Origin of the sequence: Vibrio mytili (assembly GCF_049563345.1) — a bacterium.
In the GTDB taxonomy this organism is placed as follows: domain Bacteria; phylum Pseudomonadota; class Gammaproteobacteria; order Enterobacterales; family Vibrionaceae; genus Vibrio; species Vibrio mytili.
The window spans coordinates 740854-766272 of record NZ_CP110481.1 but is presented as its reverse complement, the minus strand read 5'-3'; the positions used below and the strand labels follow the sequence as shown (position 1 = coordinate 766272).

Genomic DNA, 25419 nt, shown 5'->3' with positions numbered 1-25419 from the left:
TAGCGCGCTATTCATTACGCCTTACCGACTTCCAATACTTCTGCAAGTCGAACTGGCGATTCAAAACCAGCCAGATTGAGTAATACGTTTCCATCGCCTTTACCCAGCAATACACTGTTGACATTGGCATAAGTCGAAACAGGAAACTCTTTCGATTCTCCATCCACTAAGCCAGATGCTTTCACGTTGTATTTGCCAGCAGGCAACGGATTTCCGCTTTCATCATTTCCGTCCCAAAGCACTCGGCTGTCGCCGGCAGGTTTCGCGCCTACCTCAAAGGTACGAACCAGTTGGCCAGCTGCGTTTTCCACACGAACAAACAAGTTGTCGATAGGTTGCGAAAGCTTCACCATTGCCGCCATTGAAGCATTATCTTGCTTCACACCTGCCGCGCCAGGAACCAACACATCACGTCCAACCAACGAGGAGGCTTGCAATGCTTGATTTGATGTCATCGACGAATTCAAACTCTCAAATTGAGTGTTCATCTTGCCGATACCATCGACGGTCGCAAATGACGCCATTTGCGCAATCATCTGGTCATTACTGACCGGCTTAAACGGGTCCTGTTGAGACAACTGCTTGGTTAGCAAAGATAAAAAGTCTTCTTGTTTTAAGTCTTGTTTACCCGTGCTCTCTTCCGTTTTTTTGTTGTCTTGTAGGCTTTTAAGCTGGTCAATGTAGGACAAGCCGCTTTGACCAACGTTATTGATTCCGGCCATACGCTACCCCCTTATCCTTATTGACCCATCTGCAGCGTACGCAGCAGCATTTGTTTACTTGAATCAGCGACTTGTACATTGGTTTGATATGCACGAGAGGCTGAGATCATATTGGCCATCTCTTCCATTACATTCACGTTAGGCTTGTAGATATAGCCTTCTTCGTTTGCAAGTGGATGATCTGGGTTGTATTCCGCATTAAGCGGTTTATCACTTTCCACAATACCTAACACTTTCACTGGCACCGTATCACCGCCACTACGCATGGCGTTACTCAACTCAGCACCAAACACAGCATGACGCGCTTTATACGTGTCTTTCGCAGAGCTACTGACACTATCAGCATTCGCCAAGTTGCTTGAGGTAGTATTCAGACGAACGGATTCAGCGCTCATTGCGGAACCTGTCACATTGAAAACGTTAAATAAACTCATCTAAATTATTCCCCTTTGATTGCCTTGGTTAAGTTCTTGAACTTGCCGCCTAAAAAGTCGAGTGATGCTTGATGTCTGATTTGGTTTTGCATAAACAGGTTACGCTCTAAATCCAAATCGACCGTGTTGCCATCACCCGTATCAGGTTGTGTAGGAAGACGATATAACTTATCCCCTATCAAAGTCGTAGTGGCAGAAATATGCCGACCATCAGTACGGCTAAGACCAATGCTTGCCCCTGACGTTGCCGCCTGCAATTCCTTAGCAAAGTCTAAACCTCTTGATTTATAGCCAGGCGTGTTTGCTTGCGCAATGTTGGTGGAAATCACCTCAGCGTTGCGTTCACGTACACCCACCGTGTACTGGTGGATGCCTAATGCGTTGTCAAAAGATATAGCCATGTTTGCCTCTACAATTAAGAACTGACCGGTATGAATAACTAAAAAGCAAGTAGTGTGCCAAAAAAACACACCTCTTATTATTGCTCACCGTTATCGTATATTGGGATAGCAATAAACAAGCCAATTAGTGGAATGTCAGGTCTAATCGACTTGGCTATTGTTAAAGATACACCTTGTTATAGGTGTGAGGCAAAGATATAGGGGAAGGTTCTAGATTCTAGCAGAGAGTGTTGGAGTTCTCGGGAGCAAATATAAGGCGTCGGATTACGGATTACGGATTACGGATTACGGATTACGGATTACGGATTACGGATTACGGATTACGGATTACGGATTACGGATTACGGATTACGGATTACGGATTACGGATTACGGATTACGGATTACGGATTACGGATTACGGATTACGGATTACGGATTACGGATTACGGATTACGGATTACGGATTACGGATTACGGATTACGGATTACGGATTACGGATTACGGATTACGGATTACGGATTATTTTCAACCACCTAGATCGGATGTCAAGCACTTCTGTACTCTGTTAGCGAAGCGCTCCGTATTCCTAAATAACACACTCAAAAGCCCTTATAAATACAGACTCACCAGCGTTCTCCCCTAGGATCTAGGATCCTAGAAACCTAGGACCCTGTCTACTATTTCAACTTATAAATGATACCCGGATTACAACGCACCATTTCAAATCGGTCAGTCAGACCCGTCAATGATTCGGATGCGCCCAACAACAGGTAACCACCTGGGTTTAAGCTATTTGCCATTTGGTTCAGCACTTTTGACTTCATTTCTGGAGAAAAGTAAATCAAAACATTACGACAAAAGATAATGTCGAACTTCCCCATGAGTGCATAACTTTCCATCAGGTTTTGAGGGCGAAAACTTACCAGGCGCTTAACGTTGTCTTTGACCTTCATTCGACCATCGCCAGCATCTTCGAAGAAAGTGCGTCGGCGCTCCGGAGAAAGACCACGTCCCAACGCAAGATTGTCATACACACCCGCACGGCACATATCCAACATACTGGCTGAAATGTCAGTGCCAGTAACAGAAATATTTGGCAGTAAACCCGGTTTACGCTGCTGAGTTTCCAGTATAGTCATCGCGATAGAGTACGGTTCTTGACCTGACGAACTGGCGGCAGACCAAATCTTGATAGGCCGTTTATTTGCCGCCACTTCAGGTAACAGCTTGTCAGCTAAAACCGTGAATGGATAAGTATCTCGAAACCACAGCGTCTCGTTGGTCGTCATCGCATCGACTGCAGCAAGGCGCAATTCACGATTTCGACCCGAAATAACATCTCGTAATAAATCAGATAACGAAGCGATTTTAAATTTAGTCACCAAAGGGCTTAATCTGCTGCGCACCAAGTACTGCTTACTATCGCCAAGCACAATGCCACATTGCGATTCTAGAAAACGGCTAAAGTCACGATACTCTTGATCACTGATTGTAATAGCTGTCATTAATGTCTCTTTTATTCTGTTAATGCAGTTTTAACCGCGTTACCCAGTTCGTCTGGGTTGAATTTTGCGATGAACGAGTTGGCACCAACACGCTCAACCATCGCTTGGTTGAAAACACCGCTTAGTGAAGAGTGAAGGATAACATAAAGATCTTTCAACTCAGCATGTCTACGAATCTCTGCGGTTAAGGTATAGCCGTCCATTTCTGGCATCTCAATATCAGAAATCACTAAAGAAATCTGATCGTAAATACTGCCTTCTTGCGCCATTTCTATGAGCTTATTATAAGCCTCTCTGCCGTCTTTCACTGAAATCACTTCAAAGCCAATAGAAGTAATGGCGCGTTCGACTTGCTTGCGAGCGACCGTCGAGTCATCGGCAATTAAAATTCGGCGGACAATCTGCTTGGATTGCTCGGCTTGCGCTATCTCCTCTCCGATGGTCGCATTCATCGTTTCATCAATAGGAGCTATTTCAGCTAAAATCTTTTCCACGTCAAGAATTTCGACCAATTCATTATCGATATTCGTTACCGCAGTCAGATAATGTGCCTTACCTGCCCCTTCCGGCGGAGGTAAGATTCCTTCCCAATGCATGTTAATGATGCGCTCAACAGAAGAAACTAAGAAAGCTTGAATAGAACGGTTAAACTCTGCGATCACAACAAAACATTTATCAATGTCAGTAGTTGGTCTGCCGCCAATGGCAAGGCTTAGGTCAATCACAGATACCGTATGGCCACGAATATGAGCAACCCCTTTCACCAACGGGTGAAGGTTTGGCATGGCAGTCAACTTGGGACACTGTAGCACCTCTTTTACTTTAAAGACGTTAATGCCATAGCGCTGACGTCCCATCAATCGAAAGGTCAATAATTCTAATCGGTTTTGACCGACGAGTTGTGTACGCTGGTTTACAGAGTCAAGAATCCCCGTCATATGCTCATCTCCATCTCAAACTTTTGGTTTTTAAATGTTACTCTATCACTGGTAAGCATTATCCCAGGGAAACAGTATGACGTACCTCACTAACACCCAGATACCATTGAGTATGACAATAAGTAGAGCGTTATTTACAAAGTACGTTAAGTCTATCGGCATTTTTCTCAGTATGTTTAGCTTTTTTGCACATGCAGCAACAGAAAATCAGTTAGAGCAAATAAAAACCGCAGCGGAACAACACATTCTTGCCACGGTAGAGCAACCTACTGGCGGTGAGCTCAGTGTGAATGCGGCGGACATCGATAACCGAATTAAAGCAACTGACTGCCCAGAACCACTGGATACTTCAGCATCGACCACCAGCAATACGCGCAGCAACATTAACGTGTTGGTTGAATGTCCGGCCGACAACTGGAAAGTTTACGTGCCTGTAAGAGTCTCTTCATCAGTCCCTATGGTAGTCGCAACTCGTCAACTTGGACGCGGAGAACTCGTGGGAGCATCCGATGTGACCATATCCATGGTTGAGCTACAACGCTTTCGCAAAGATGGATTTTCCAGCTATGAACAAGTGGTAGGAGCAAAATTAAAGCGCAGCGTGCGTCTGGGCGATGTCGTCGAACGGAATGATGTGTGCGTCGTATGCCGCAATGAAAGAGTGACCATTAAAGCCGTAAAACAGGGCATGACCATCACCACGCAAGGTACCGCTCTGCAGGACGGCGCGACCGGGGACCAAGTAAGAGTGAAAAATGACAACTCTCAGCGTATAATAGAAGGAATCGTGACTGACATAGCGGAAATCACCATCACTTTTTAGCTTGATTGACGCAACGAATTTTAGTGATGAGTAAGCTCCGTAAAAATCGCCCAATAAGAACGCAAAAAATGACTAAAGTTATTTTCGCATTGGTCGATAGTCTGAATACCAGTATGACGATACAAGGCAAAATACAACATGGCAGGTATAGATAACAATATACGCTCAGGGCAAATAATGACGACAAACAGTCGCGCTCCTGCACGTAGTGAATCAAGCACCAACAGTGCAACAGAAGCTAAGAAAACGCCCGCTCAGCAAGACGCGGTATCACTTAGCCAACAAAGTAAAGCGGTTAGCCAACTACAGAAAGATATGGCATCATCACCGGCATATGACAGTGCGAAAGTCGCTGCCATCAAGGAAGCTATCACAAACGGTTCATACAAAGTTGATCCAGAAAAGTTGGCTGATAATATGATAAAGTTTGAAAACGAACTGCAGGGCAACAGCTAACTCGCTTAGGCTTAAGGTAAGAATTCATGGCAGCATTAGTCGATCTCGTTCATTTCCAATTAGAAAATGCCAAAGCACTTTCTGAGATTTTAAGTCAGGAAACGCATGCCATTACCGCACGTGTCTCTTCTGAGATCGAAAATATTGCCAAAAAGAAAATGACATTGATTGATCAACTTCGTACGACTGATCAACGCATCGCCTCTCACCCGCATGTCAATCTACTTACCGAAGATGAGAATCTAAGACAGATTGTTGACCAAATCCAATCTATCGTTCTGGACTGTCAGCAAGTCAACCAAGTCAATGGGGAGTCGCTTAACCGTGCGCAAATGAGCTTCAATAAGCTCAATAATATGCTTCAACGCAGCCATGGAAAAGTCGGCATGACCTATAACTCTGGCGGTAAAGCCCACACCATTTCTACGCTTGGCACCAATATCAAAGCCTAATTGCACCTTCTCTTCTTCCACAGCCAATATTCAGAATATCCTGCAGAAAAAAAGCGACTAATTGTTGCCAATTAGCCGCGAAAAAGACGCTATACCCAAATGATTAAATTAAAACAGGGTTTGCTGACGTTTCTCTGGGACTTGCTGAACTTCACCATAGCCACGCATTTTATCCATTTTGCGGATATCCAAACGCAACTCGGTTACATAGCTGTCTTCAACTAAGTAGCTGCGTACTACCTCAGCACCACGAATAACACCATCAACGGCACCCGATGTATTTTCCACGCCCAATCGCTGGTCTTGTAACTCTGCACGCCCGCTGATGCGCATGCCATACACTTGTTCCGCTAATTCACGGTAAGCATCAATTTTAGACGCTCTCATTGCGCGAACGCGTTGTTCTTCAACACTTCGGCCGGTTTGCTCACTCACACTCGCGTACCCAACCGCCACCAAAATTTCATCTTGACGCATTTGTTGTAGTGGCTGACACCCCATCAGTACTAACGTGGCGATAATAAAAACTAATTTCTTCATGGTCACATCCTATGGGCGGAGAATCACAGTGTATGGCTGACGAATAGTTGGGTCGGAACGAATTAACACACCATCTTGAGTACGAATACTATTGAGTGTATCCAAATCACGTCCGATGCGGTCGGCAGGCAAAAAGCCCTGTGCAGTTGCCACTACAATACGGCTCTGCATACCGACTACTCGCGCATTCACTAAAACGCCACCTTCTTGACGCAACATGGTTCCTGTTAGCACATATTGAACTTCCTGTTCTTGAGCCAGGTCTTGCCAGTCACGGCTTAATGCAAAATCACCTTGCTGAGTGACTTGAATCGATCCAGTGGTTTTGAAATCAACCACTTTAAAACCACGGCGCTGGAACTGATAAATAAACCCTTCCGATACCGAGTTTCCCAACCAGTTGGTTGCATCCATGTGCTGAACGTCCACAAACGAGGTGACAGCAATAGGTGTGCGCGATGACACAGCGACGTTAGATACCATCAGATCTTCCGTCATGCTTTCGATAAAAAAGTCCAACGTATGGCGCGGGCTGTCCATCAACGTGAACTGGCTGCCTGAATAAGGCTCTTTACCATTGTAAATTGGTGAGTACGCACACGATGTCAAAAGCGTCATCATCGAGGCGGCAACAAGCCACTTTTTCATGGTTCGATTCTCCAGATTATATAAGGTGGCACTATTCTTCATTTTCTCGCAAGAAACCCAATTTCCTTGCTGAATACTGAATGTTGGAACAGTCTTTGCTTTTCTTTGTATGTCTCACTCAGAAAATGACCACCAAACTTTGCTGATTTTATAAAAGCAATATTTATACCTAAACGGCCATAACCAATGAAAAAAATATTAATTACTTTATTTTCAACCACTTTAATATTGCTCCTGCCCTTTCGCGCAGTGGCAGCATGGTATGAAGTGACAGGAGTTGCCACTATCGTTTCTTCTAAAGAAGCGGCAAGACTCCATGCGTTAGAAGACGCCCTCTTCAAAGCCGTCAATTTTTCGGGTGCGGATATTGGCAGTATTAGTAATCTCATGCCGTTATTAGAAGAGAATCGCAACGAATACCTGTTCACTAACCATGAAGTCCGTTACATTCTTGTCGTTTCTGAGCGTACAAAAAGTGGAAAAGTCAAAGTTAAGATTCGAGTCGACATCTATCCATCGGCAACGGGTTGCCACACCAACCAATACAAAAAAACGGTTCTGGTTGGAAACATCGACATTGCCTCACCCCAACAAGCCGTCATGGGGCAAATCTACCGTGTCGGTGACGACTTTAGCCGAGTCGTGAATCGTCAGTTAGATCAAACCTCACGCAGCTTTGTTTCTGTTGGTACGACCGACTACTTCATTAGCAGTCATACCCCAGCTCGCACACAAATGATTGCGCAAGATAATGGTGCTCAATATATCTTAGGTGGGGAAATCACTGACTTAACCGCGACGGTTGAGTCTCAAACATTACAAGACGACATTATCAACCGCCAGTTTGCCTTGGAGATGAACGTCTATGATGGCAAAACTGGCCACGAAGTCTTCAATAAAACCTACCGGGAAGTCGCGCAATGGCCGTTTGCGAAGACTAGCCAGGTTGACACTAAAAGTGCTCGCTTCTGGGCGTCTACTTATGGTGAGATGTTGCTACGAGTCAGTCGCAATATAATGCTGGATCTGGAAGCAGAATTGTCTTGCAAAATAACATTGCCAGAAGTTGTCGCAGTATTTGGCAACACAGTGACGATGGATCTTGGTCGAATACATGGCGTGAAAGAGGGTGACACTCTGCAACTTTGGCATACCGCAGCATTCATTGACCAACATGGTTTACCACGCAATAAAGTATCTCAAAGCGAGATTACGTTAACAGTCTCTCGTATTTATGAACACGAAGCAGAGCTCACCATTGATCAACCTAATTTGGCATCTAGTGTCCAAATTGGTGACGTGATGAGCAGGTATTAGGGAGGCGTTGAGCTTGGGCGAACACTTCTCGCTCAAAAAAACAGCATTCCCGAACACAACCGGACATAAAACCTTGAGATATGCTTTCTTTTGAATATCATGGAAAGTCTATGGTTCTTCGCCCTCATGGCACAGCTGGATAGCGCAGTCCCCTCCTAAGGGACAGGTCGTAGGTTCGAATCCTACTGGGGGCGCCATTTCTCAAAAAGGCTAGCGAGATAGTCACTACTAGCCTTTTCTTTTCTCAACGAAAACGGTCACGTTACGGATCACGTAATACCGTACTTAGCCTTCGACACCACACGTATGACCTTGAAGTCATTTTCCAATACTATTTACAGTTTTATATTTTATGTCTTTAATTAATGGAGAACTTTACCTATTCTTCGGATATTAATAAAAATATTATTAAGATCATGTCTAAAAGTAATCTAATAACAAATACTGGACACCGCTTCATTTCGAAAGGTAAGACAGCTTTTAAGATCCATATACATACGCCAGAAGATACGGTACTTCACCGCTCTGTCGGATTCGTTCGGATTGGAGAAGAGAAAGGGCTAAAAAAAGCCATCAAATTGAGAAATGAACTGGGGCGGCAAATGTGGGGGAAATTTTGGCGCCGTTTATTAAAAGATCCATACTTGATGACGCGTCTACCACATAGCGTTGAGCCAAAAATCGTTCACAAACCAAACCCTACCCTTGAAAATCCCGACAACCGAGACACATGTTACATTGCTAAATGGCGCGAATTCGATGACAACGGAGAGTACAAGTATAAGACGGTTGTGCGTTCAATTAGTAAGTATGGCAAGCTCGCCGCCTACATGCAGACCAAAAAGGCCTTGCTAGAAGCACACAAAGACAATCTCGAGATTTTGGTTTATATGGGACGTTTAAGTAGCATTGGGCTTAAGTAAAGCTGATACTCCCTTCATTTCGAGTTAGAAAAAGGGTCGCGTGAGTGATTCGATAGCCAGCAGTTCGATAGTGACTTTTCTACCGGAATAAAAAAACCGCGGTGTACATACCGCGGTTTCCGATTAGCAGAGCCTTAGCCTTGAACTATGCGTTGGCTTCACGCTCAGCAATAAATGCCAGTGCCATTTTGATGCGAGCAACACAACGATCTTTGCCAATCAGCGCCATTACTGCATCTACGGAAGGAGACTGACCACCGCCAGTTACCGCGACACGTAAAGGCATACCGATTTTGCCCATGCCAATTTCTAGCTCTTCACATACTGCTGCAATAACGCCATCTTTGATGTTCGCTGTCGTCCACTCAGTCAGTGCTTCTGCTTTCGCTAGAGCAAGCTCCAAAGGCTCTTTCGCCACACCGCGCAGGTGTTTCTTCGCTGCTCCCGCTTCAAACTCAGAGAAATCTTCGTAGAAGTAACGGATTTGCTCAGCAAGCTCCACTAGCGTATTGCAACGCTCACCAACCAACTTGATCACGTCTGTGATTGCAGGGCCATTTGTGACGTCCAGTTTTTGCTGATCAAGATGCCATTGTAGGTGCTCTGCAACGTACGCTGGTTCAGATGTTTTGATGTAGTGGTTGTTCAACCATTGTAGCTTGTCAGTGTTGAATGCAGACGCTGACTTTGATACCGCATTTAGGCTGAATAGGTTGATCATCTCTTCTTGTGTGAAGATCTCTTGGTCGCCATGAGACCAACCCAGACGCACTAGGTAATTATTTAGTGCTGCTGGTAAGTAACCCATATCGCGGTATTGCATTACCGATACCGCACCGTGGCGTTTAGACAGCTTCGCTCCGTCATCACCTAGAATCATGGCACAGTGTGCGAATGTTGGTACTGGTGCACCTAATGCTTCGTAGATGTTGATCTGACGAGGCGTATTGTTGATGTGGTCTTCACCGCGCACGACGTGAGTGATACCCATATCCCAGTCGTCAACCACTACACAAAAGTTGTACGTCGGTGAGCCATCGGTACGACGGATGATAAGGTCATCCATTTGTGTGTTGCTGATTTCGATACGACCACGGATTTGGTCTTCGAATACCACACTTCCCTCTTTTGGATTGCGGAAGCGAATGACACACGGGTCGCCATCTTTAGCAGCTTCATTCGCGGCTTTAATCTTTGGATGGTTTGCATCGTAACGAGCCATTTCTTTGTTGGCTTCTTGCTCAGCACGAATTTCATCCAGCAACTCTTTAGACGCATAGCATTTATACGCTTTATCTTCTTCGAGCAGCTTATCAACCATTTCATTGTAACGATCAAAACGTTGAGTCTGGTAGTAAGGACCTTCATCCCAATTTAGACCTAACCATTCCATGCCTTCGAGGATTGCATCTACCGCTTCTTGCGAATTACGTTCAAGGTCAGTGTCTTCAATACGAAGAACGAATTCTCCGCCTTGGTTTTTCGCGTAAAGCCAAGAGTAAAGTGCAGTGCGCGCACCACCAACGTGTAGATAGCCAGTTGGGCTAGGAGCAAAACGAGTTTTAACCGTCATTTGAGTTCCTTAAGGATAATGTGCAACGAGAAGGCTCTCGTCATAATGTCAAGGATGTAAAGTGGCGACATTTTAACACCCTAAGTCAATTCTACAATCATTCCGTGTTGATATCTCTAGATAGAGAGAGACAACAAAACTTGACCTTACCCTTGCAGGAAGGTTTAAGCTCATTACATTGCTAATAATGAGGACAAGTTATGAATCAGTTTGTCGTCCCAATGTCAGGGCTCAACTGCATGGGCTGTGCGAGAAAAGTGGAGAAAACATTGCATGCCAATCACCATGTTGAAATCAGCAATTTGTCTCCAACCTCAGTTGAAATCAATACTGAAGATTCTTTAGAAGATATCGTTCACTCTATTGAATCCTTAGGTTACAAAGCAGGCAACACGTATGAGCTTCACCTATCAGGTTTGAGCTGTGGAGGATGCGTTAATAAGCTTTCTTCACTTTTAGAGTCAAACTCGAATGTGATTTCATTTGAAGCTTCTAAGACACACTTAAGCATCCGAACGATTCTTTCAGAACCACAAGTCATCGAACTGGTTGCTACTCTGGGCTACAACGCCAGCGTAGAGTCTGACGAAGAAGAAACCATCAGTGATCAGACTGAGACCAGTAAAAATGAACAGAATACTCAACCAACTGAGCCAAGAAGCAAGGTAGAAGAAATTCCATCAGCGACGGGGACTCAAATTCAAATGCTCGTTCAAGGTATGACGTGTGCGAGTTGTGTATCTTCCGTTGAAAAAGCACTGACCAGTGTAGCTGGTGTCGAAAAAGCGCAAGTGAACCTGGCAGAACAAAGCGCCTTAATCTTTATTGATAAAGACTCTGAGGCACTGCATCAATCCATTGTCGAATCCGTAAAACAAGCGGGGTACGACGGTGAAATTCTGCAAGATGCCGCGACACAGCAAGAGAAACAAGCCGAGCAACAGCGTCGACAACAAAAACGCTTCAAGCTGGATGCAATAGCTGGTTTAGTTGTCGGTGGACCTTTAATGGTTTGGGGCATAGCTGGCGGCAACATGATGGTGAACAACACTAACGATCAGCTTGCGTGGGGTGCAGTTGGTGTGCTCTGCTTGATACTGTTATCCACTGCAGGTAAGCACTTTTTCAGTAATGCTTGGTTGGCTGCTACGCACAAACGCGCAACCATGGACACCTTAGTCGCTCTAGGCACTGGTGCGGCTTGGACTTACTCTATGCTGGTCGTAATTTTCCCAGACTGGTTCCCTTCTGCATCGCGCCACGTCTATTTTGAAGCCAGTGCGATGATCATTGGCTTGATTTCATTGGGTCACTATATCGAGGCAAAAGCGAAAGCAAATACAACACGCTCATTGCAAGCGCTCGTGAACCTGCAACCTCAACGCGCTACCGTGATCACAGAGCAAGGCGATCAAGATATTAGAGTTGAGCAAATCACCTTAGGAATGACACTGCGAATTAAACCTGGGGAGAAACTCCCTGTTGATGGTTCAGTGATGCAAGGTGAGTCTTATGTCGACGAATCGATGCTTACGGGTGAGCCAGTTCCTGTGCTCAAAACAAAAGACGCTCAAGTTTCTGCTGGCACCCTTAACACTGATGGCAGTCTTATTATTGAAGCAACTGGTATTGGCAGTAATACTATGCTGGCCCGAATCATCCGTATGGTTCGCAGCGCGCAAAGCAGTAAACCTGCCATCGCAAAACTCGCCGACCAAATATCTTCAGTGTTTGTTCCTGTCGTGGTTGCGATTGCGATTTTATCCGCTCTGGTTTGGTTGGCGGTTGGACCTGCACCACAGGCCAGTTATATGTTGGTGGTCGCCACCACCGTTCTGATCATCGCTTGTCCTTGCGCGCTAGGTTTAGCGACTCCGCTTTCTGTCACCGTCGGGGTGGGTAAAGCCGCTGAGCTGGGTATATTGATCAAAGACGCCGATGCCCTGCAATTAGCCAGTAGGCTTGATACAGTTGTCTTTGATAAAACAGGCACATTGACGCAAGGAAAGCCGAGTGTACAGCAACTCTTCACGCACGCGACAAGTGAAGAGGATCTGCTCGCCATGGCCTATGCCGCAGAGCGCCAATCCGAGCATCCTCTCGCAAAAGCAGTCTGTGACTTTGCAAAACAGCACCATGCAAAGACCGTCACGTTGGATTCCTTTGACAATATTCGAGGACGAGGCATCGTCGCGACTTACCAAGGTCAATCCTTACAAATTGGTTCATTGCAATTTATGCAAGCAGAGCGCGTACAAACAGACGCACTTCAAGATGCTATCGAACAATGTGCTCAGAATGCTTGGACGCCAGTTGCCGTCGCTCTTGATGGAAAACTTATTGGCCTGATTGCCATTGCCGACCCAATTAAATCTGACGCCAAACAAGCCGTTGCAGCATTAAAATCACAAGGCATCAAAACCGTAATGTTAACGGGTGACAACCAACATGTCGCAGAAGCCATTGGTCAGGAGCTTGGTATTGATGAAGTGATCGCTCAAGTTATGCCGGATGAGAAAGCACAAGCAATACAAAAACTCCAGGATCAGGGTCGTACGGTTGCGATGATAGGCGATGGCATTAATGACGCCCCAGCGTTAGCCCTATCGGACCTTGGCATTGCGATGGGCAGTGGCAGCGATGTCGCGATCGAAAGCGCACAAATGACGATTCTCAACACGTCCCCCATGGCCGTCGTTCATGCCATCGAATTGTCCCGTGCGACACTTAAAAACATGAAGCAAAACTTGTTTGGAGCGTTTGTTTATAACTCTCTAGGTATTCCAATTGCTGCCGGTGTCCTTTATCCAGCATTTGGTTTTTTGCTGAGTCCCGTTGTGGCAGGAGCAGCAATGGCCCTATCGTCAATTACGGTTGTGAGTAATGCCAACCGATTAAGACTGTTTTCTGTTAAATAACCCGTTCTTTAAGAGGCTACTATGAAATTGAAACTCTTAACCTTCGCAATACTGACAACAGTATCCGCTAACGTACTCGCCGCCGATGTCATTAACCACAAGTCGCCTTACTGTGGCTGTTGTGGTGATTGGACAAAACACATGGAAGAGCATGGCTTTACCGTTGAAGAAAAAAAACATCAAGACATGAATGCCATCAAGCGTGAATTAGGCATGAACAATGAGAAATTGTATTCATGCCACACCGCTGAAATTAATGGGTATCTTTTCGAAGGGCACGTCCCTGCCGCAGACATCAAAGCATTCTTAGCAAATCCGCCTAAGAACGCCAAAGGTCTTGCAGTACCCGGTATGCCAATGGGTTCACCAGGGATGGAATACGGAGATAAAAAAGACAGCTACACTGTTTATGCCTTCAACGCACAAGGACAGGTATATGAATACCGCCACTATAAAGGCAACGACAAGTAATAGACATCAGGTTTCCCCATAAAAACAAAGCCCTCAACCTAATAACAGGTTTGAGGGCTTTAAGTAAGGAACCTATTTTAACAGAGTATTCCGCTCACCAACGCTATGATTATCGGACGCGGGTTACACGACTCGCACGTTGACCAGTTTGTGATACGGAACGGATAAACACTTCACCGTTAACGGCTGGACGAGCATTATCAGAATATGTCTGCCAGTTTTTGCCATCTTGGGAATACTGCAGCTCAACACCAGGAAACTGAACATTCATCGTTAAGCGACCATTGTCGATCTTTGCTCCTGGAACCGGTAAACGATACTCAATGCCCGATTTTTCAAGTTTGGTCAACTCACGCTGTCCAAGCAAGTTAGCAAAGCGGTTGTAATCACGATTTAACGCGTCTTTGTTAACAAGATTCGTGTCTTGTGAGTACTCTACCCCAACTTGGTAATCGTTCTCCCACTCTGCACGGTGCCATGCTCGCTCTGCTGCTGCCAGTACGCGTGGGAATACCATATATTGATATTGCTCATCATTACGTACTGTCTCAGACCATAACTGTGCAGACAATCCATAAAACGGCTTCGCCTTGATTTCGCCTTTGCCTGAGAAGCCATTACCGTCACGATCCAACGAGGTTTCCGCATTTTGCGGCATGTTTTCTGGTGCAAAGCCAAACATTTTACGCGTGTCTGTCGCACGTGTAGCCCAGTAGTAGCCACGCTCTTTAGGGTCGGCTTCGTATGGCATATCCATATATACATAGTCTGGGTTAGACACTATCACGTCATAACCTTTCTGGGCCCATTCGTAGACCGAAGAGGTTCCACCCCAGTAGAGTACGTCCCAGAAGTTTACACGATTGTTTTCGGTGGCAAACGCTTTGGGGCCTTCACTGTATTTCAGACCATCTTGCCATGCTTGGAAATTAGGAATGCCCTTCTCAGCAACTAGCTTGGACACTTGCTCAGCGAAGTGACTTGGTAAATGAGCAAAATCACTGACGTTACCTTCGGCAATCAAGGCTTGACACTGAGGTGAGCGAGCGAATGGCTTGTCTTGTTTAGAAAGGTCGATGTTCCCTTTCCAACTCACTTTCTCTTGCGCTTTTACATCTTGGAAACCCGCGCCCAATTTGATGTTTTTCGCTTCATCACCACCAAAGTGCCACGTCGTCAGTGGAGAACCTGCTTCTTGGTGCATCGCTGCGACTTCAGAAATGACCTTATCCACAAAGCGTGTTGACGATTCCATGCATGGGTTAATAAAGCTTTGCTTGTCGTAAAACTGAACCGTAGTGACATTGGATGTGTCTTGCGGATCCATCAAACGATATTCATTGGCCTGAGCTTCTTTCCCTTCAGCCATCAAGCGATCATAACGCGCTTCCATTGACACGACGGCGGCACGGGCATGGGCTGGCATATCGATCTCTGGGATTACCTCAATACTGCGCGCTTTTGCATACTTCAAGATTTCCACATAATCCGCTTTACTGAAGTAACCCGAACCAAAGTTCTCTGAGGTTGGGCCGGATCCCAACTGAGGCAATATGCAACTTTTCTCTTCGAGATCAAAACAACGGTTTGCACCAATCTCTGTCAGTTCTGGTAAACCCGGAATCTCCAAACGCCAGCCTTCGTCATCAGTCAAATGTAAGTGCAGCTTATTCATTTTGTACGCAGCCATTTGATCCAATGTTGCTAGGATTGCCGCTTTTGAATGGAAGTTACGCGCTACATCAACCATAACACCACGATAGGCAAAACGCGGGGCGTCTTTAATCGTAACTTGGGCCAGTGAATCTGTATTCTGGCTATCTATCAAACCAAAGATAGACTGCACAGCATAAAAGGCGCCCGTTTTATCAAATGCTTGAATTGAAATCCCATCTTGTTTGATGCTCATCTGGTAAGCACCTGACTTTTTCAGTTCACCAGAAAAAGCGCTTGGTTCGACGGAAACCCTGACAGGAAAACGGCCTTCAATATCGACGCCTATCACCTCACTTCGGGCTTGGATTGCCGCATATTGATCGTCATCGAATGCAGATTTAGGTAATGAAAGACCATTTGCGATATCGACATTCCCATTACCGACTTCAACATGCATTGGGGTAGGAAGTAACGTCGCAGAAACATCTTGCTTCTCTAAATCCAGATTTTTATCAAAACGAGTGAGCGCGTTGGCAAACACATTGTTGTCATCAGGCGTTCGCTTTAAGTTGTCCCCTTCAAGTCCAGAAACAAAAGAGTCAACGTCTTCGGTATTTAAAGATGCGATCATTTTTGGTTCGGCATTTTCAGCCGCAACAAATGCACCAGGCATAAAGTCCGTATCGAATAATTGCCAGTATTCTCCAACTAGCGGTATAACAACCTCTTCTCCGGCAGCGAAGCCGTCAAACTTGTCTGTAGATTCAAGTTTGTGTAAATCTCCCGTCACACGAGTCACTTTAAATTGTTCATTTTCAACGTCCAGAATCAGACGAATACTATGAAAATAAATGGCCCAATCGTTTGATTCAACTGCGTCACCCTGGTTGGTTAACGTCATATTGACCTTGTTACAAGACGCCCACTCCGCCCCCATGTCTTGACAGGCAAGTCCATCGTTCGCTCCGTGGTTGGTCAACACTTCATATTGAATATCAAGGTTATTGGCCAGTGAATTGACCACTTGTTGTTCATTGCTCTGAAGCGCAGAGCAACCCGCTAGTGTAGTGATAACAGAAGCAGCAATCAGGCTATGTTTTAACATCTTACTTCCCCAAAAAATCCATATTTAAAACGACAATAATGAGAATAGTGAGCACACCAAACCGTGTGTTCAACCGATGCATTCAACATACAACTTGTTTTTTCTAAGCGTAAAATAAATAAAATTAAGAAGTGATCCTGCTCAAACTTCACAATTCAACACAACAATAAAATAAAAAGAATCATACACTTAATAAAAACGTTAAAAACGAACAACTCTTTTTGACGTGTTTTTCGCGATCTGTGTCATGAATATCGATGGATTAAACGGGGTTTAACTGGACCCTGATCACATCCAAGCATTAACAAAAAGATGGGCAGACCACCGTCAAAGTCAGTTATGTGAAATTGTTCACACTTATCCCTCGTTAAAGCTCGTCAAAATTTATTGAAATGACGGTTTTGTCGGAGCAAAAAAAGCGATACCAACATAGATAGGTCATGTTTTTACACCGCCCCTTGTCTAAGGTATAAATTGAAAGTGAAGTCTATAAAAGGATAAAAATATGGTTCGTCTCATGGCACTACTGTCATCTCTCATCGTCGGCTTAACTTCCTTTTCATCATTCGCAGAACCACAACATTGGTTAGTGAAAAAAGGCAGCATCGAGTACATGATCATTGGTTCCGTTCATGTAGGAGACGATAGTATGTATCCACTACCCCGAGCCATCACCAACTACCTGAAAACAAGCAATGGATTAATCATCGAAGCGGATATCAGAAGTTCGGAATCCATTGTCTATCCAAAAGATTCCATCGCCACAAAAATGATTCTAGACAGAGCTCAACGAAGAGAACTGATAGAAATCGCAAAAGAACTTGGACTATCAGAAAAACAACTTCTTAATTCTCCGCCTTGGTCCACGGCATTGATGATTCAACTCGCATTTGTCAATAAACTGGGATACATCGCTGAAAATGGCGTGGACATGCATTTGATTAATCAGGCCGATGAGCTAAGGATACCCGTCCTTTCTCTGGAGTCACTTCAGTTTCAAGTTGACCTTATTTCAGGTCAGCCTGATTCCGGTAAAGAAATGTTAATGTCGACACTCAAAGAATCTCACCGAGGGGAAGAGATGATTCAGTGCCTTATTGAGAGTTGGCGCAGTGGTGACGACAACGCCTTAATAGAGGCCACACTGACGGATGAAGCCAGTGATGAGTTTAATGATGCGTTCTTGTATTCTCGTAACCGCGATTGGGCAGCAAAGTTAGACTCTGGCAACCTACTGCCGCAAAAAGAAGGCCGCTATACAGTCGTCGTCGGTAGTTTGCATTTGGTCGGGCAAGGCAATCTCATTGAACTGCTGGCACAACGCGGATTTGAGATAACGCCTTTGGGTAAGACGGGCAAAGCTAGGTGTGAGATTTGAAATGGAAGATCTAGGTTCTAGGTTCTAGGTTCTAGGTTCTAGGACCTAGGTCCTACCAAGCTGTGCTATTTACAACCTGTAGATATGAAAAAGCCCCAGCAACTTGCTGAGGCTCTAAATATGGTCGGTGAAGAGGGATTCGATCGGACTGGCGCTCCAGCCCCCGACCCTCTGGTCCGCTATGTTTACAAAGAACCAGATGCACTACCAAGCTGCGCTATTTACAACCTGTAGATATGAAAAAGCCCCAGCAACTTGCTGAGGCTCTAAATATGGTCGGTGAAGAGGGATTCGATCGGACTGGCGCTCCAGCCCCCGACCCTCTGGTCCGCTATGTTTACAAAGAACCAGATGCACTACCAAGCTGCGCTATTTACAACCTGTAGATATGAAAAAGCCCCAGCAACTTGCTGAGGCTCTAAATATGGTCGGTGAAGAGGGATTCGAACCCCCGACCCTCTGGTCCCAAACCAGATGCGCTACCAAGCTGCGCTATTCACCGAAACGTTTAACTGAGAAGTTATCCCCGTCAACGAATGGGTATATTACGGATTCTCATCTGAGACGCAAGTGCTTTTCCTAAAAAAATCCATTGTCATAATTCGTTTGCTGAATTACTGAACACTAGCACGCTAAATGTGACTAACAGCTCACAATTAAACACAGTCTGTTAACCTTAGAAACATAATTGATCCAGATCAGTGCTGAAAAAACCATCGCAATTTAGTTTGGCACTTGTCGGGAATATCTTAGAGGAAATATTATGGACTTTTGGTTTGATCTTCTATTTGGTAATGCAGTGGGTCTATCATCAATGATTGTGATCTTTGGTGCGATAAGTCTAATGTTGTTTTACGGCGGTTTCTTCATCTATAAGGTAATGAACGACAAATCTCCTCACTAGAATCTCGCTTAGCCAAAAACGCTTTGCACCGGAGTCGGTTTTTTGCCTACTCCGGTTTTTTATTGATTTTTTCCCACATCTCGTCAATATAATCTACCTGTCCAGTTCTTATGAGATCGCCGTTATGTCTCACGATGACGATTTAGATTTATTTCAACAGATGATGGGCGACGTTAAACCTATCACCCAAGATACCGCAGAACTCAAGAAGGTTCATCAAGTCACGGAAGCACAGCTTGCGAAGCGCGAAGCGGCAATATGGCTTACAGAAGATGACCCAGAATATTTGTCGCTCGACCATGCCAACATGCTCAAGCCAGATGACTTCGTTGAATACAAGCGCGATGGGGTACAAGACGGCGTATATCGTAAACTCCGCCTAGGGAAATACCCAATTCAGGCTCGTTTAGATTTACACCGCAAAACGCTAAAAGAGGCACGTGATGAAGTGGTCAAGTTCCTCAAACAATGCATTTCTATGGACATTCGAACCGTTATGATCGTACACGGTCGCGGTGAACGCTCTAATCCCCCAGCATTAATGAAAAGCTTTGTTAGTAGTTGGCTGCAACAAATCAATGAAGTGCAATGTGTCCACACGGCGCAGCGTTTCCATGGTGGCAGTGGCGCGGTTTACGTACTGTTAAAGAAAAGTGCCGATAAGAAACTCGAAAACCGAGAGCGTCATCAAAAACGATTGGGCTAAGCTTCCCTCGGTGTTAGAATGCGCTCCCTTATCTCCCCTTGCCAGTGCTAAGGGGAATTCTTATTGACCGCCGTTGTGAAACGTTAGGAGACCAACATGTCACAAGATAATGCGAAACGCTTAAACAAATTCATCAGCGAAACTGGCTTTTGCTCACGTCGTGAAGCCGACCGATTGATTGAACAAGGTCGTGTCACCATCAATGGCAATACACCAGAAATGGGCACTAAAGTGCTCCCTGGCGATGATGTCTGCGTCGATGGCAAGCCAGTTGCAGCGAAAGAAAGGCCTATCTATATCGCGCTGAACAAGCCGACCGGAATCACCTGTACGACAGAAAGAGATGTCCCGGGTAACATTGTTGACTTTATTGGTCATAAAAAACGTATTTTTCCGATCGGTCGCCTCGATAAGCCTTCGGACGGATTGATTTTTTTGACCAACGACGGCGATATCGTTAACAAGATCCTTCGCGCAGGTAACAACCACGAGAAAGAATACGTAGTACGGGTCGACAAGCCCATCACAGGCGATTTTCTCAAGCAAATGTCGACTGGTGTAAAAATTCTCGATACCGTCACGCTGCCATGTAAAGTGACCAAAGAGACCAAATTCTCTTTCCGTATCGTTCTAACTCAAGGTTTAAACCGTCAGATCCGTCGTATGTGTGAAGCATTGGGTTATGAAGTGTTTAAACTGCGTCGAGTTCGTATTATGAATATTTCTTTAGATGGCATCCCAAATGGTAAGTGGCGCTACCTGACTGATAATGAAGTCAATGAAATTCTCGCGATGTGCGACGGTTCTGTTGGCACGGAAGAAGCGTCAAAAATGGATGCTCGAGGCCGCCAGATTCGAAAAGCGACCGACGCAAAGCTGTTTGATAGCCGAGATGAAAACCAAGAGTCCACCGCTCGTCGCAACCAAAAAACGCGTACCTTCCGTGGAAATAACGCGGATGAGTTTCGCCATGCTCCTAACTCGAAAAAAGGTCAGCAGGGACACCGTCAGCGCCAGAACGAAAGCGCACGTCCAGCCAAAGAACGAGACCGGGCGAAACCCGCAGGGCAAGACGCAAAATCTCAATCACAACATAAGCCGCATGCACCAAGTAAGCCAAAGCAATTCTACGCGAATCCGAATGCGACAAAACCTAGCAAGCCAGCAAAACGTAGTGGCGGCACATTGAGCTTAAAAAAATAACGCTATCCTTGCTAAGCCCTAGATAGCCTACCCCATATAACTACAGGACGCTTATGCGTCCTGTAGTTAAAAGCAAAAATCTCGCTCAATTACAAACACAACGATGCAAACTGACCACGAGTTAACAGCAACAGATCTTGTGGGGCCAACTCTATCTCTAGCCCTCGCTTCCCTGCACTGACACAAATCGTGTCCAGCTCATTCGCACTTTCATGCAAAAATGTTGGCAATGCTTTTTTCTGCCCCAACGGGCTGATTCCGCCGACAACGTAGCCAGTTGTTTTCTGTGCAATATCCGCATCAGCCATATCCGCTTTCTTTCCTTTGGCTGCTTTTGCTGCCAGTTTAAGATTCAATTTCTGATCGACAGGAATAATGGCAACCGCCAAATTTCTTGGTTCACCATTTAAACAAAACAGTAATGTTTTAAACACCGTCTTAGGGTCTTGCCCCAACACCTCTGCCGCTTCCAGTCCATAACTATCGGCTCTTGGGTCGTGTTCATACTGATGAATGGTGTGTGGCACTTTTTTCTTTTTCGCTAGATTAATGGCCGGAGTCATCAATACTCTCCTTCTAAAAACAAAAAACACAGAGTCATTAAACGGACTCTGTGTTTTAAGTTAATGATATCGACAAGTTTGAGTCAATCGTTTATCACCAATGACAATGAACTTGATTAACTCATATCCTCAAATGACATAAGCAAGTTACTGTACGATTACATTATTGGTGATGTATTTAACTTGCCCCGCAGGCGCATATTCATTAACGTCAATTGGACTGTGCGATTGCAGATATTCTTTTAACACTTCTGCATCCGTAAAGCCTGTGTTGACGTAACCTGGATGGTCGTCAATCTTCGGGTAACCATCGCCACCAGCAGCGTTATAACTTGGTACGGTAAAGCGATATTGGTCATCTAAATTCAACTGTTTCTCACCGATAAAAACATTCGTCACTTGACCATTTTCGATGCTCATCGAGATACCAGCAAACTGAGCGTACGCACCAGAATCAACGGGTTTGGTTGCAACCACGTTCAAATAATCCAGCACCTCTTGTCCAGTCATATCAACATAAGTCACCATATTGCCAAATGGCTGTACAGTTAAAACATCTTTGTAGGTAATGTCACCCGGCGCTATAGAGTCTCTCACGCCACCGGAGTTCATGATGGCAAAGTCCGCTTTTGCACGCTGCATATGAGCCGTGGCAATCAAGCGACCTAAGTTAGTTTGTTGGAAACGCACGACGTTACGATCGCCTTCCAACTTACCATTTGACTCGGCAATTTTAACATTAAGCTGCCCCTGACCTTTCTCCTGATAAGGACGCAGGAAGGACAACATCGCTTCATCTTGAGCAATTTCATCTTGCACAAGGACACGTTGTGATTCTCCGTTAACTTCGATTTTTTTCTTCAAGTTCACCGGAATCAGATCGTAGCTTACCATCGAGAGTTCACCATTGCGGAACTCGTAATCTGCACGTCCTACATACTTACCCCATTCGTAGGCTTGTACAATATAGGTACCATTTTGCAGATCCGGTTTACATTCGTCGCCAGGTTTGAAATTCTTTTTAATAACGTTCGGCCCTTCCATACAGACTGGCTCTTGTGAATGCCCACCGACGATCATATCCAAATCGCCTTCAGCTAGGTAACGAGCCAATGCCACATCACCTGGCGCATTGATTCCACGATTACCATTTTCGTAGTGCCCCATATGGGTAGCTGCAATGATTAAATCAGGCTTTTCGGTCTGTTTTAATTCGGCAATCAGTTTTTTCGCTTCCTCTTTGGGATCGCGGAAATCAATTTGCTCAATAAACTCTGGGTTCCCAAGTTTCGCGGTATCTTCTGTCGTTAATCCAATAACCGCGATTTTGATGCCCTGTTTATTGAACATTTCATAAGGCTGGAATAAACGCTTACCCGTTTTCTTGTCGTAAATGTTGGCAGATAGCAGCGGGAAGTTTGCCCACTCTTGTTGTTTAAACAACACGTCGAGTGGATTATCAAACTCATGATTACCTAACGCCATGGCATCATAGCCAATTTTACTCATCCCTTTGAAGTCAGGCTCAGCATCTTGTAAATCAGACTCGGGAACTCCTGTATTGATATCACCACCAGAAAGAAGCAATACGCTGCCGCCTTCCTCTCTGATTTCATCACGTAACTCATCGATTAGGGTTTTCCGTGCTGCCATGCCATATTCACCGTATTTGTTTTGCCAAAAGCGGCCATGGTGATCGTTTGTATGCAGAACGGTTAACTTGTAGGTCGTGTTTTCATTCCATTCATGGGCTGGTTCTGTCGCACACCCACCAAGAGTAAACAGAATCGCGGCACTTAATGCGGTTTTTATCATCAGACGTTGTTTCATTGCCTTACCTTTTTCTTTCTTTTGAGGTCCACTGCTTTGATGCTTTTAAGCAACAAAATTTTTGTTGCTAATCAATGAGTGTAGTCTAACCAAATAAATGTCGCCTAACATATTGATTTCACGATTATGATGCATTGATCATCAATATTCGAAAGTGAGGTCGAAAAGCCATCCTTATTGAGATCACAGACAAAAAAATAGCCAACACTTGGTTGGCTATTTTTGAGATGACACACAATGTGGCTATTTGATATCAATGTCCGCAAAGCTTTTGATCAAATCATCCAGAGACTTCATTTGTGCAAGGAATGGCTCTAGCTTGTCGAGTGGCAGAGCGGATGGCCCATCACAACGTGCTTGCTCTGGGTTCGGATGAGCTTCAATGAATAGACCCGCAATGCCTGTCGCCAGACCTGCTTTTGCCAGTTCCACCGTCTGTTCACGACGGCCACCAGATGCCGCACCTGATGGATCACGCATTTGTAATGAGTGGGTGACATCAAAAATGATTGGGCTGCCTTTCGACGCGTTTTTCATTACGCCAAAACCAAGCATATCCACAACTAAGTTATCATATCCATGGCAAGAGCCGCGCTCACAAAGAATGATATTTTCGTTACCACACTCGGCAAACTTCTCAACAATATTGCCTACTTGGCCAGGGCTCATAAACTGAGGTTTCTTAACATTGATAACCGCACCTGTTTTTGCCATAGCTTCAACAAGGTCTGTTTGACGAGCAAGAAAAGCCGGAAGCTGAATAACATCGACCACATCCGCTACCGGTTGTGCCTGTGCTTCTGTATGAACATCCGTAATAATTTTCACGCCAAACGTGTCTTTTAGCTCTTGGAAGATTTTCATACCTTCTTCCAAGCCAGGGCCACGGTACGAGTGAACAGAGCTGCGGTTTGCTTTATCGAACGAGGCTTTAAATACGTATGGAATACCCAGTTTATCGGTCACTTTTACGTAGTGTTCACAAATCTGCATAGCAAGATCACGAGACTCGAGAACGTTCATGCCTGCGAATAAGGTAAACGGCTTGTCGTTCGCAACCTGAAGGTCGCCGATATTAACGATTTTCTGTTCCATATTGATTCTCTTTCTTTCTGTCCACGATGCGCCACATCAAGCACATCGATAAAATTAGGTCTGATTTAGTGCAGCGTCACTTGCTTTTCAGTCATCACATTCACTTGCGATTTTAGTAGCTCAGAAGCAGGATCGTCGGGGCACTGGTCAATAAAGTACTGGAAATCTGACACAGCCACTTGATGGCACTCCAACTGCTGGAAGATAAAACCACGATCACGAATTTCGTAAGGATCGTCAGGCACAAACGTGAGGGCAAGATTAGTACAGCGCAACGCTAACGTGTAACGCTCTTCACGTAGCATGGCGCTTTTAATCAGCGCTAACCAACGGCCAATGATGGTTGGGTTATCGGCTTCTTCAAAATGCTCCGGTTTTAGCTGCGCAAGCGGGCCTTCTTGACCAATCAACCAAGCTTGTAAAATTTTCTTGCCCACATACTCGCCATTAAATGGGTTGATGTAATCAGGTGCTTTGTGCATCCAATCAACTTTGAGTAAAAATTGCGTTGGGAAAGTGACGCCCTTTAAAGGAAAACCGAGCTTTTGGCCAAGATGTAGCAGTACTGCTCCTAAACTGACAGGTATCCCTTTTTTGCGTTCGAGCACCTTATCAATAAAACTGTTATCAGAGATAAAATACTCTTGCTCGTCACCTTTAAAACCCCATTCATGAAAAAACAAACGCAAAAAAGAATCTAATCGTTGCTCTTCATCGGTTTCATGAACTAATGCGGCTTCCGCTTCTTGGTATAAACGTTCTAGCTCTTGCTTCGCCCAATCTACATCTGTTTCTGGGTTGATAGACTTGTTTAGCTCTAACGCCCCATCCACCAGTGGCATATTGTCGAAATCTTCGTCAAAAAACTCCAGCAT

25 protein-coding genes and 4 tRNA genes are annotated in these 25419 nt (G+C 45.0%); 13 read left to right on the top strand and 16 right to left on the bottom strand.

All coding sequences use genetic code 11. The annotated features are described in order from the left end of the window. Positions 1-14: 14 nt before the first annotated feature. Genes flgD through flgB form a run of 3 tightly spaced genes read right to left on the bottom strand, consistent with a single transcriptional unit; the run spans position 15 to position 1557 of the window. Positions 15-722, bottom strand: a complete 708-nt coding sequence (gene flgD / locus ONE56_RS03615; RefSeq protein ID WP_041156834.1) for a flagellar hook assembly protein FlgD — start codon at positions 720-722, stop codon at positions 15-17. A 17-nt stretch (positions 723-739) separates the two neighbouring features. Continuing rightward, positions 740-1156, bottom strand: coding sequence for a flagellar basal body rod protein FlgC (gene flgC / locus ONE56_RS03610; protein WP_041156835.1), 417 nt, complete (start codon positions 1154-1156; stop codon positions 740-742). Positions 1157-1161: 5 nt separating this feature from the next. After that, on the bottom strand, positions 1162-1557 hold the full coding sequence (gene flgB / locus ONE56_RS03605) for a flagellar basal body rod protein FlgB (protein ID WP_041156836.1): 396 nt from the start codon (positions 1555-1557) through the stop codon (positions 1162-1164). Positions 1558-1784: 227 nt separating this feature from the next. On the opposite strand from flgB, the gene ONE56_RS03600 reads away from it, so the two are divergent. Then, positions 1785-2183 carry a hypothetical protein gene (locus ONE56_RS03600; RefSeq protein WP_423840236.1) on the top strand — a complete coding sequence of 133 codons (399 nt, stop codon included), beginning with the start codon at positions 1785-1787 and terminating at the stop codon, positions 2181-2183. A 34-nt stretch (positions 2184-2217) separates the two neighbouring features. On the opposite strand, the gene ONE56_RS03595 is transcribed toward ONE56_RS03600, so the two are convergent. Both ONE56_RS03595 and ONE56_RS03590 read right to left on the bottom strand, forming a co-directional pair. After that, the gene (locus ONE56_RS03595; protein WP_041156185.1) at positions 2218-3045 is read right to left on the bottom strand and encodes a CheR family methyltransferase; all 828 of its coding nucleotides are present in this window, start codon (positions 3043-3045) and stop codon (positions 2218-2220) included. A gap of 11 nt (positions 3046-3056) precedes the next feature. Further along, positions 3057-3983: a chemotaxis protein CheV gene (locus ONE56_RS03590; RefSeq protein WP_041156184.1), complete on the bottom strand. Its 927-nt coding sequence runs from the start codon at positions 3981-3983 to the stop codon at positions 3057-3059. 76 nt (positions 3984-4059) lie between these two features. Here ONE56_RS03590 and flgA point away from each other — a divergent pair, with 76 nt between their 5' ends. From flgA to ONE56_RS03575, 3 genes are all read left to right on the top strand, one after another. Continuing rightward, positions 4060-4806 (top strand): flagellar basal body P-ring formation chaperone FlgA, encoded by a 747-nt coding sequence (gene flgA, locus ONE56_RS03585; protein WP_041156183.1) that lies wholly within the window; start codon positions 4060-4062, stop codon positions 4804-4806. A 138-nt stretch (positions 4807-4944) separates the two neighbouring features. Next, on the top strand, positions 4945-5262 hold the full coding sequence (gene flgM, locus ONE56_RS03580) for a flagellar biosynthesis anti-sigma factor FlgM (RefSeq protein WP_041156182.1): 318 nt from the start codon (positions 4945-4947) through the stop codon (positions 5260-5262). A gap of 26 nt (positions 5263-5288) precedes the next feature. Then, positions 5289-5714 (top strand): flagella synthesis protein FlgN, encoded by a 426-nt coding sequence (locus ONE56_RS03575; RefSeq protein WP_423840235.1) that lies wholly within the window; start codon positions 5289-5291, stop codon positions 5712-5714. Between the two features lie 108 nt (positions 5715-5822). Here the strand turns inward: ONE56_RS03575 and flgP are convergent, their stop codons facing one another. Together flgP and ONE56_RS03565 are read right to left on the bottom strand one after the other, a co-directional pair. Continuing rightward, complete coding sequence (flgP, locus tag ONE56_RS03570; RefSeq protein WP_041156180.1) at positions 5823-6254, bottom strand: flagellar assembly lipoprotein FlgP; 432 nt, start codon at positions 6252-6254, stop codon at positions 5823-5825. 9 nt (positions 6255-6263) lie between these two features. Then, positions 6264-6902 carry a FlgO family outer membrane protein gene (locus ONE56_RS03565; RefSeq protein ID WP_331439307.1) on the bottom strand — a complete coding sequence of 213 codons (639 nt, stop codon included), beginning with the start codon at positions 6900-6902 and terminating at the stop codon, positions 6264-6266. A 186-nt stretch (positions 6903-7088) separates the two neighbouring features. Between ONE56_RS03565 and ONE56_RS03560 the strand changes: the two genes are divergently transcribed. From ONE56_RS03560 to ONE56_RS03550, 3 genes are all read left to right on the top strand, one after another. Then, positions 7089-8219 (top strand): flagellar assembly protein FlgT, encoded by a 1131-nt coding sequence (locus ONE56_RS03560; RefSeq protein WP_331439306.1) that lies wholly within the window; start codon positions 7089-7091, stop codon positions 8217-8219. A gap of 120 nt (positions 8220-8339) precedes the next feature. Then, positions 8340-8416, top strand: a tRNA-Arg gene (locus ONE56_RS03555). Between the two features lie 219 nt (positions 8417-8635). Beyond that, positions 8636-9142 carry a hypothetical protein gene (locus tag ONE56_RS03550; RefSeq protein ID WP_041156187.1) on the top strand — a complete coding sequence of 169 codons (507 nt, stop codon included), beginning with the start codon at positions 8636-8638 and terminating at the stop codon, positions 9140-9142. A gap of 145 nt (positions 9143-9287) precedes the next feature. On the opposite strand, the gene gltX is transcribed toward ONE56_RS03550, so the two are convergent. After that, positions 9288-10715, bottom strand: a complete 1428-nt coding sequence (gltX, locus tag ONE56_RS03545; protein WP_041156178.1) for a glutamate--tRNA ligase — start codon at positions 10713-10715, stop codon at positions 9288-9290. Between the two features lie 200 nt (positions 10716-10915). On the opposite strand from gltX, the gene ONE56_RS03540 reads away from it, so the two are divergent. Together ONE56_RS03540 and ONE56_RS03535 are read left to right on the top strand one after the other, a co-directional pair. Then, the gene (locus ONE56_RS03540; RefSeq protein WP_423840234.1) at positions 10916-13633 is read left to right on the top strand and encodes a copper-translocating P-type ATPase; all 2718 of its coding nucleotides are present in this window, start codon (positions 10916-10918) and stop codon (positions 13631-13633) included. A 21-nt stretch (positions 13634-13654) separates the two neighbouring features. Beyond that, on the top strand, positions 13655-14104 hold the full coding sequence (locus tag ONE56_RS03535) for a DUF411 domain-containing protein (RefSeq protein ID WP_331439301.1): 450 nt from the start codon (positions 13655-13657) through the stop codon (positions 14102-14104). Between the two features lie 109 nt (positions 14105-14213). On the opposite strand, the gene ONE56_RS03530 is transcribed toward ONE56_RS03535, so the two are convergent. Further along, on the bottom strand, positions 14214-16865 hold the full coding sequence (locus tag ONE56_RS03530) for a beta-N-acetylhexosaminidase (protein ID WP_423840233.1): 2652 nt from the start codon (positions 16863-16865) through the stop codon (positions 14214-14216). A 505-nt stretch (positions 16866-17370) separates the two neighbouring features. Here ONE56_RS03530 and ONE56_RS03525 point away from each other — a divergent pair. After that, positions 17371-18243, top strand: coding sequence for a TraB/GumN family protein (locus ONE56_RS03525; protein ID WP_423840232.1), 873 nt, complete (start codon positions 17371-17373; stop codon positions 18241-18243). A gap of 121 nt (positions 18244-18364) precedes the next feature. On the opposite strand, the gene ONE56_RS03520 is transcribed toward ONE56_RS03525, so the two are convergent. From ONE56_RS03520 to ONE56_RS03510, 3 genes are all read right to left on the bottom strand, one after another. Continuing rightward, a tRNA-OTHER gene (locus ONE56_RS03520) sits at positions 18365-18470 on the bottom strand. A 46-nt stretch (positions 18471-18516) separates the two neighbouring features. Further along, a tRNA-OTHER gene (locus ONE56_RS03515) sits at positions 18517-18622 on the bottom strand. A gap of 46 nt (positions 18623-18668) precedes the next feature. After that, positions 18669-18745, bottom strand: a tRNA-Pro gene (locus tag ONE56_RS03510). 261 nt (positions 18746-19006) lie between these two features. Here ONE56_RS03510 and ONE56_RS03505 point away from each other — a divergent pair. From ONE56_RS03505 to rluF, 3 genes are all read left to right on the top strand, one after another. Continuing rightward, a complete protein-coding gene (locus ONE56_RS03505; protein ID WP_041156175.1) occupies positions 19007-19147 on the top strand; it encodes a DUF3149 domain-containing protein in 141 nt (46 codons plus the stop codon). A 124-nt stretch (positions 19148-19271) separates the two neighbouring features. Then, entirely contained in the window at positions 19272-19853 is a 582-nt protein-coding gene (smrA, locus tag ONE56_RS03500; RefSeq protein ID WP_041156174.1) for a DNA endonuclease SmrA, read from the top strand. Positions 19854-19949: 96 nt separating this feature from the next. Next, on the top strand, positions 19950-21056 hold the full coding sequence (rluF, locus tag ONE56_RS03495; RefSeq protein ID WP_423840231.1) for a 23S rRNA pseudouridine(2604) synthase RluF: 1107 nt from the start codon (positions 19950-19952) through the stop codon (positions 21054-21056). A gap of 89 nt (positions 21057-21145) precedes the next feature. On the opposite strand, the gene ybaK is transcribed toward rluF, so the two are convergent. The 4 genes from ybaK to ONE56_RS03475 all read right to left on the bottom strand — a co-directional run bounded on the left by ybaK (position 21146) and on the right by ONE56_RS03475 (position 25419). Continuing rightward, positions 21146-21619, bottom strand: coding sequence for a Cys-tRNA(Pro) deacylase (ybaK, locus tag ONE56_RS03490; RefSeq protein ID WP_331439321.1), 474 nt, complete (start codon positions 21617-21619; stop codon positions 21146-21148). A gap of 147 nt (positions 21620-21766) precedes the next feature. Then, positions 21767-23449 (bottom strand): bifunctional UDP-sugar hydrolase/5'-nucleotidase UshA, encoded by a 1683-nt coding sequence (gene ushA, locus ONE56_RS03485; protein WP_041156172.1) that lies wholly within the window; start codon positions 23447-23449, stop codon positions 21767-21769. 243 nt (positions 23450-23692) lie between these two features. Beyond that, positions 23693-24544 (bottom strand): 3-deoxy-8-phosphooctulonate synthase, encoded by an 852-nt coding sequence (gene kdsA / locus ONE56_RS03480; protein ID WP_041156171.1) that lies wholly within the window; start codon positions 24542-24544, stop codon positions 23693-23695. Between the two features lie 65 nt (positions 24545-24609). Then, entirely contained in the window at positions 24610-25419 is an 810-nt protein-coding gene (locus ONE56_RS03475) for a SirB1 family protein (protein WP_041156170.1), read from the bottom strand.

Bases quoted from the DNA above. Each gene is read 5' to 3' on its own strand.
- kdsA (WP_041156171.1), bottom strand. From the start codon at position 24,544: ATGGAACAGAAAATCGTTAATATCGGCGACCTTCAGGTTGCGAACGAC.
- ONE56_RS03565 (WP_331439307.1), bottom strand. From the start codon at position 6,902: ATGAAAAAGTGGCTTGTTGCCGCCTCGATGATGACGCTTTTGACATCG.
- flgA (WP_041156183.1), top strand. From the start codon at position 4,060: ATGACGTACCTCACTAACACCCAGATACCATTGAGTATGACAATAAGT.
- flgD (WP_041156834.1), bottom strand. From the start codon at position 722: ATGGCCGGAATCAATAACGTTGGTCAAAGCGGCTTGTCCTACATTGAC.
- ONE56_RS03595 (WP_041156185.1), bottom strand. From the start codon at position 3,045: ATGACAGCTATTACAATCAGTGATCAAGAGTATCGTGACTTTAGCCGT.
- flgM (WP_041156182.1), top strand. From the start codon at position 4,945: ATGGCAGGTATAGATAACAATATACGCTCAGGGCAAATAATGACGACA.
- flgP (WP_041156180.1), bottom strand. From the start codon at position 6,254: ATGAAGAAATTAGTTTTTATTATCGCCACGTTAGTACTGATGGGGTGT.
- ybaK (WP_331439321.1), bottom strand. From the start codon at position 21,619: ATGACTCCGGCCATTAATCTAGCGAAAAAGAAAAAAGTGCCACACACC.
- flgB (WP_041156836.1), bottom strand. From the start codon at position 1,557: ATGGCTATATCTTTTGACAACGCATTAGGCATCCACCAGTACACGGTG.
- gltX (WP_041156178.1), bottom strand. From the start codon at position 10,715: ATGACGGTTAAAACTCGTTTTGCTCCTAGCCCAACTGGCTATCTACAC.
- ushA (WP_041156172.1), bottom strand. From the start codon at position 23,449: ATGAAACAACGTCTGATGATAAAAACCGCATTAAGTGCCGCGATTCTG.
- flgC (WP_041156835.1), bottom strand. From the start codon at position 1,156: ATGAGTTTATTTAACGTTTTCAATGTGACAGGTTCCGCAATGAGCGCT.
- ONE56_RS03590 (WP_041156184.1), bottom strand. From the start codon at position 3,983: ATGACGGGGATTCTTGACTCTGTAAACCAGCGTACACAACTCGTCGGT.
- ONE56_RS03505 (WP_041156175.1), top strand. From the start codon at position 19,007: ATGGACTTTTGGTTTGATCTTCTATTTGGTAATGCAGTGGGTCTATCA.
- ONE56_RS03575 (WP_423840235.1), top strand. From the start codon at position 5,289: ATGGCAGCATTAGTCGATCTCGTTCATTTCCAATTAGAAAATGCCAAA.
- ONE56_RS03530 (WP_423840233.1), bottom strand. From the start codon at position 16,865: ATGTTAAAACATAGCCTGATTGCTGCTTCTGTTATCACTACACTAGCG.
- ONE56_RS03525 (WP_423840232.1), top strand. From the start codon at position 17,371: ATGGTTCGTCTCATGGCACTACTGTCATCTCTCATCGTCGGCTTAACT.
- ONE56_RS03540 (WP_423840234.1), top strand. From the start codon at position 10,916: ATGAATCAGTTTGTCGTCCCAATGTCAGGGCTCAACTGCATGGGCTGT.
- ONE56_RS03560 (WP_331439306.1), top strand. From the start codon at position 7,089: ATGAAAAAAATATTAATTACTTTATTTTCAACCACTTTAATATTGCTC.
- rluF (WP_423840231.1), top strand. From the start codon at position 19,950: ATGTCACAAGATAATGCGAAACGCTTAAACAAATTCATCAGCGAAACT.
- smrA (WP_041156174.1), top strand. From the start codon at position 19,272: ATGTCTCACGATGACGATTTAGATTTATTTCAACAGATGATGGGCGAC.
- ONE56_RS03550 (WP_041156187.1), top strand. From the start codon at position 8,636: ATGTCTAAAAGTAATCTAATAACAAATACTGGACACCGCTTCATTTCG.
- ONE56_RS03475 (WP_041156170.1), bottom strand. From the start codon at position 25,419: ATGCTGGAGTTTTTTGACGAAGATTTCGACAATATGCCACTGGTGGAT.
- ONE56_RS03535 (WP_331439301.1), top strand. From the start codon at position 13,655: ATGAAATTGAAACTCTTAACCTTCGCAATACTGACAACAGTATCCGCT.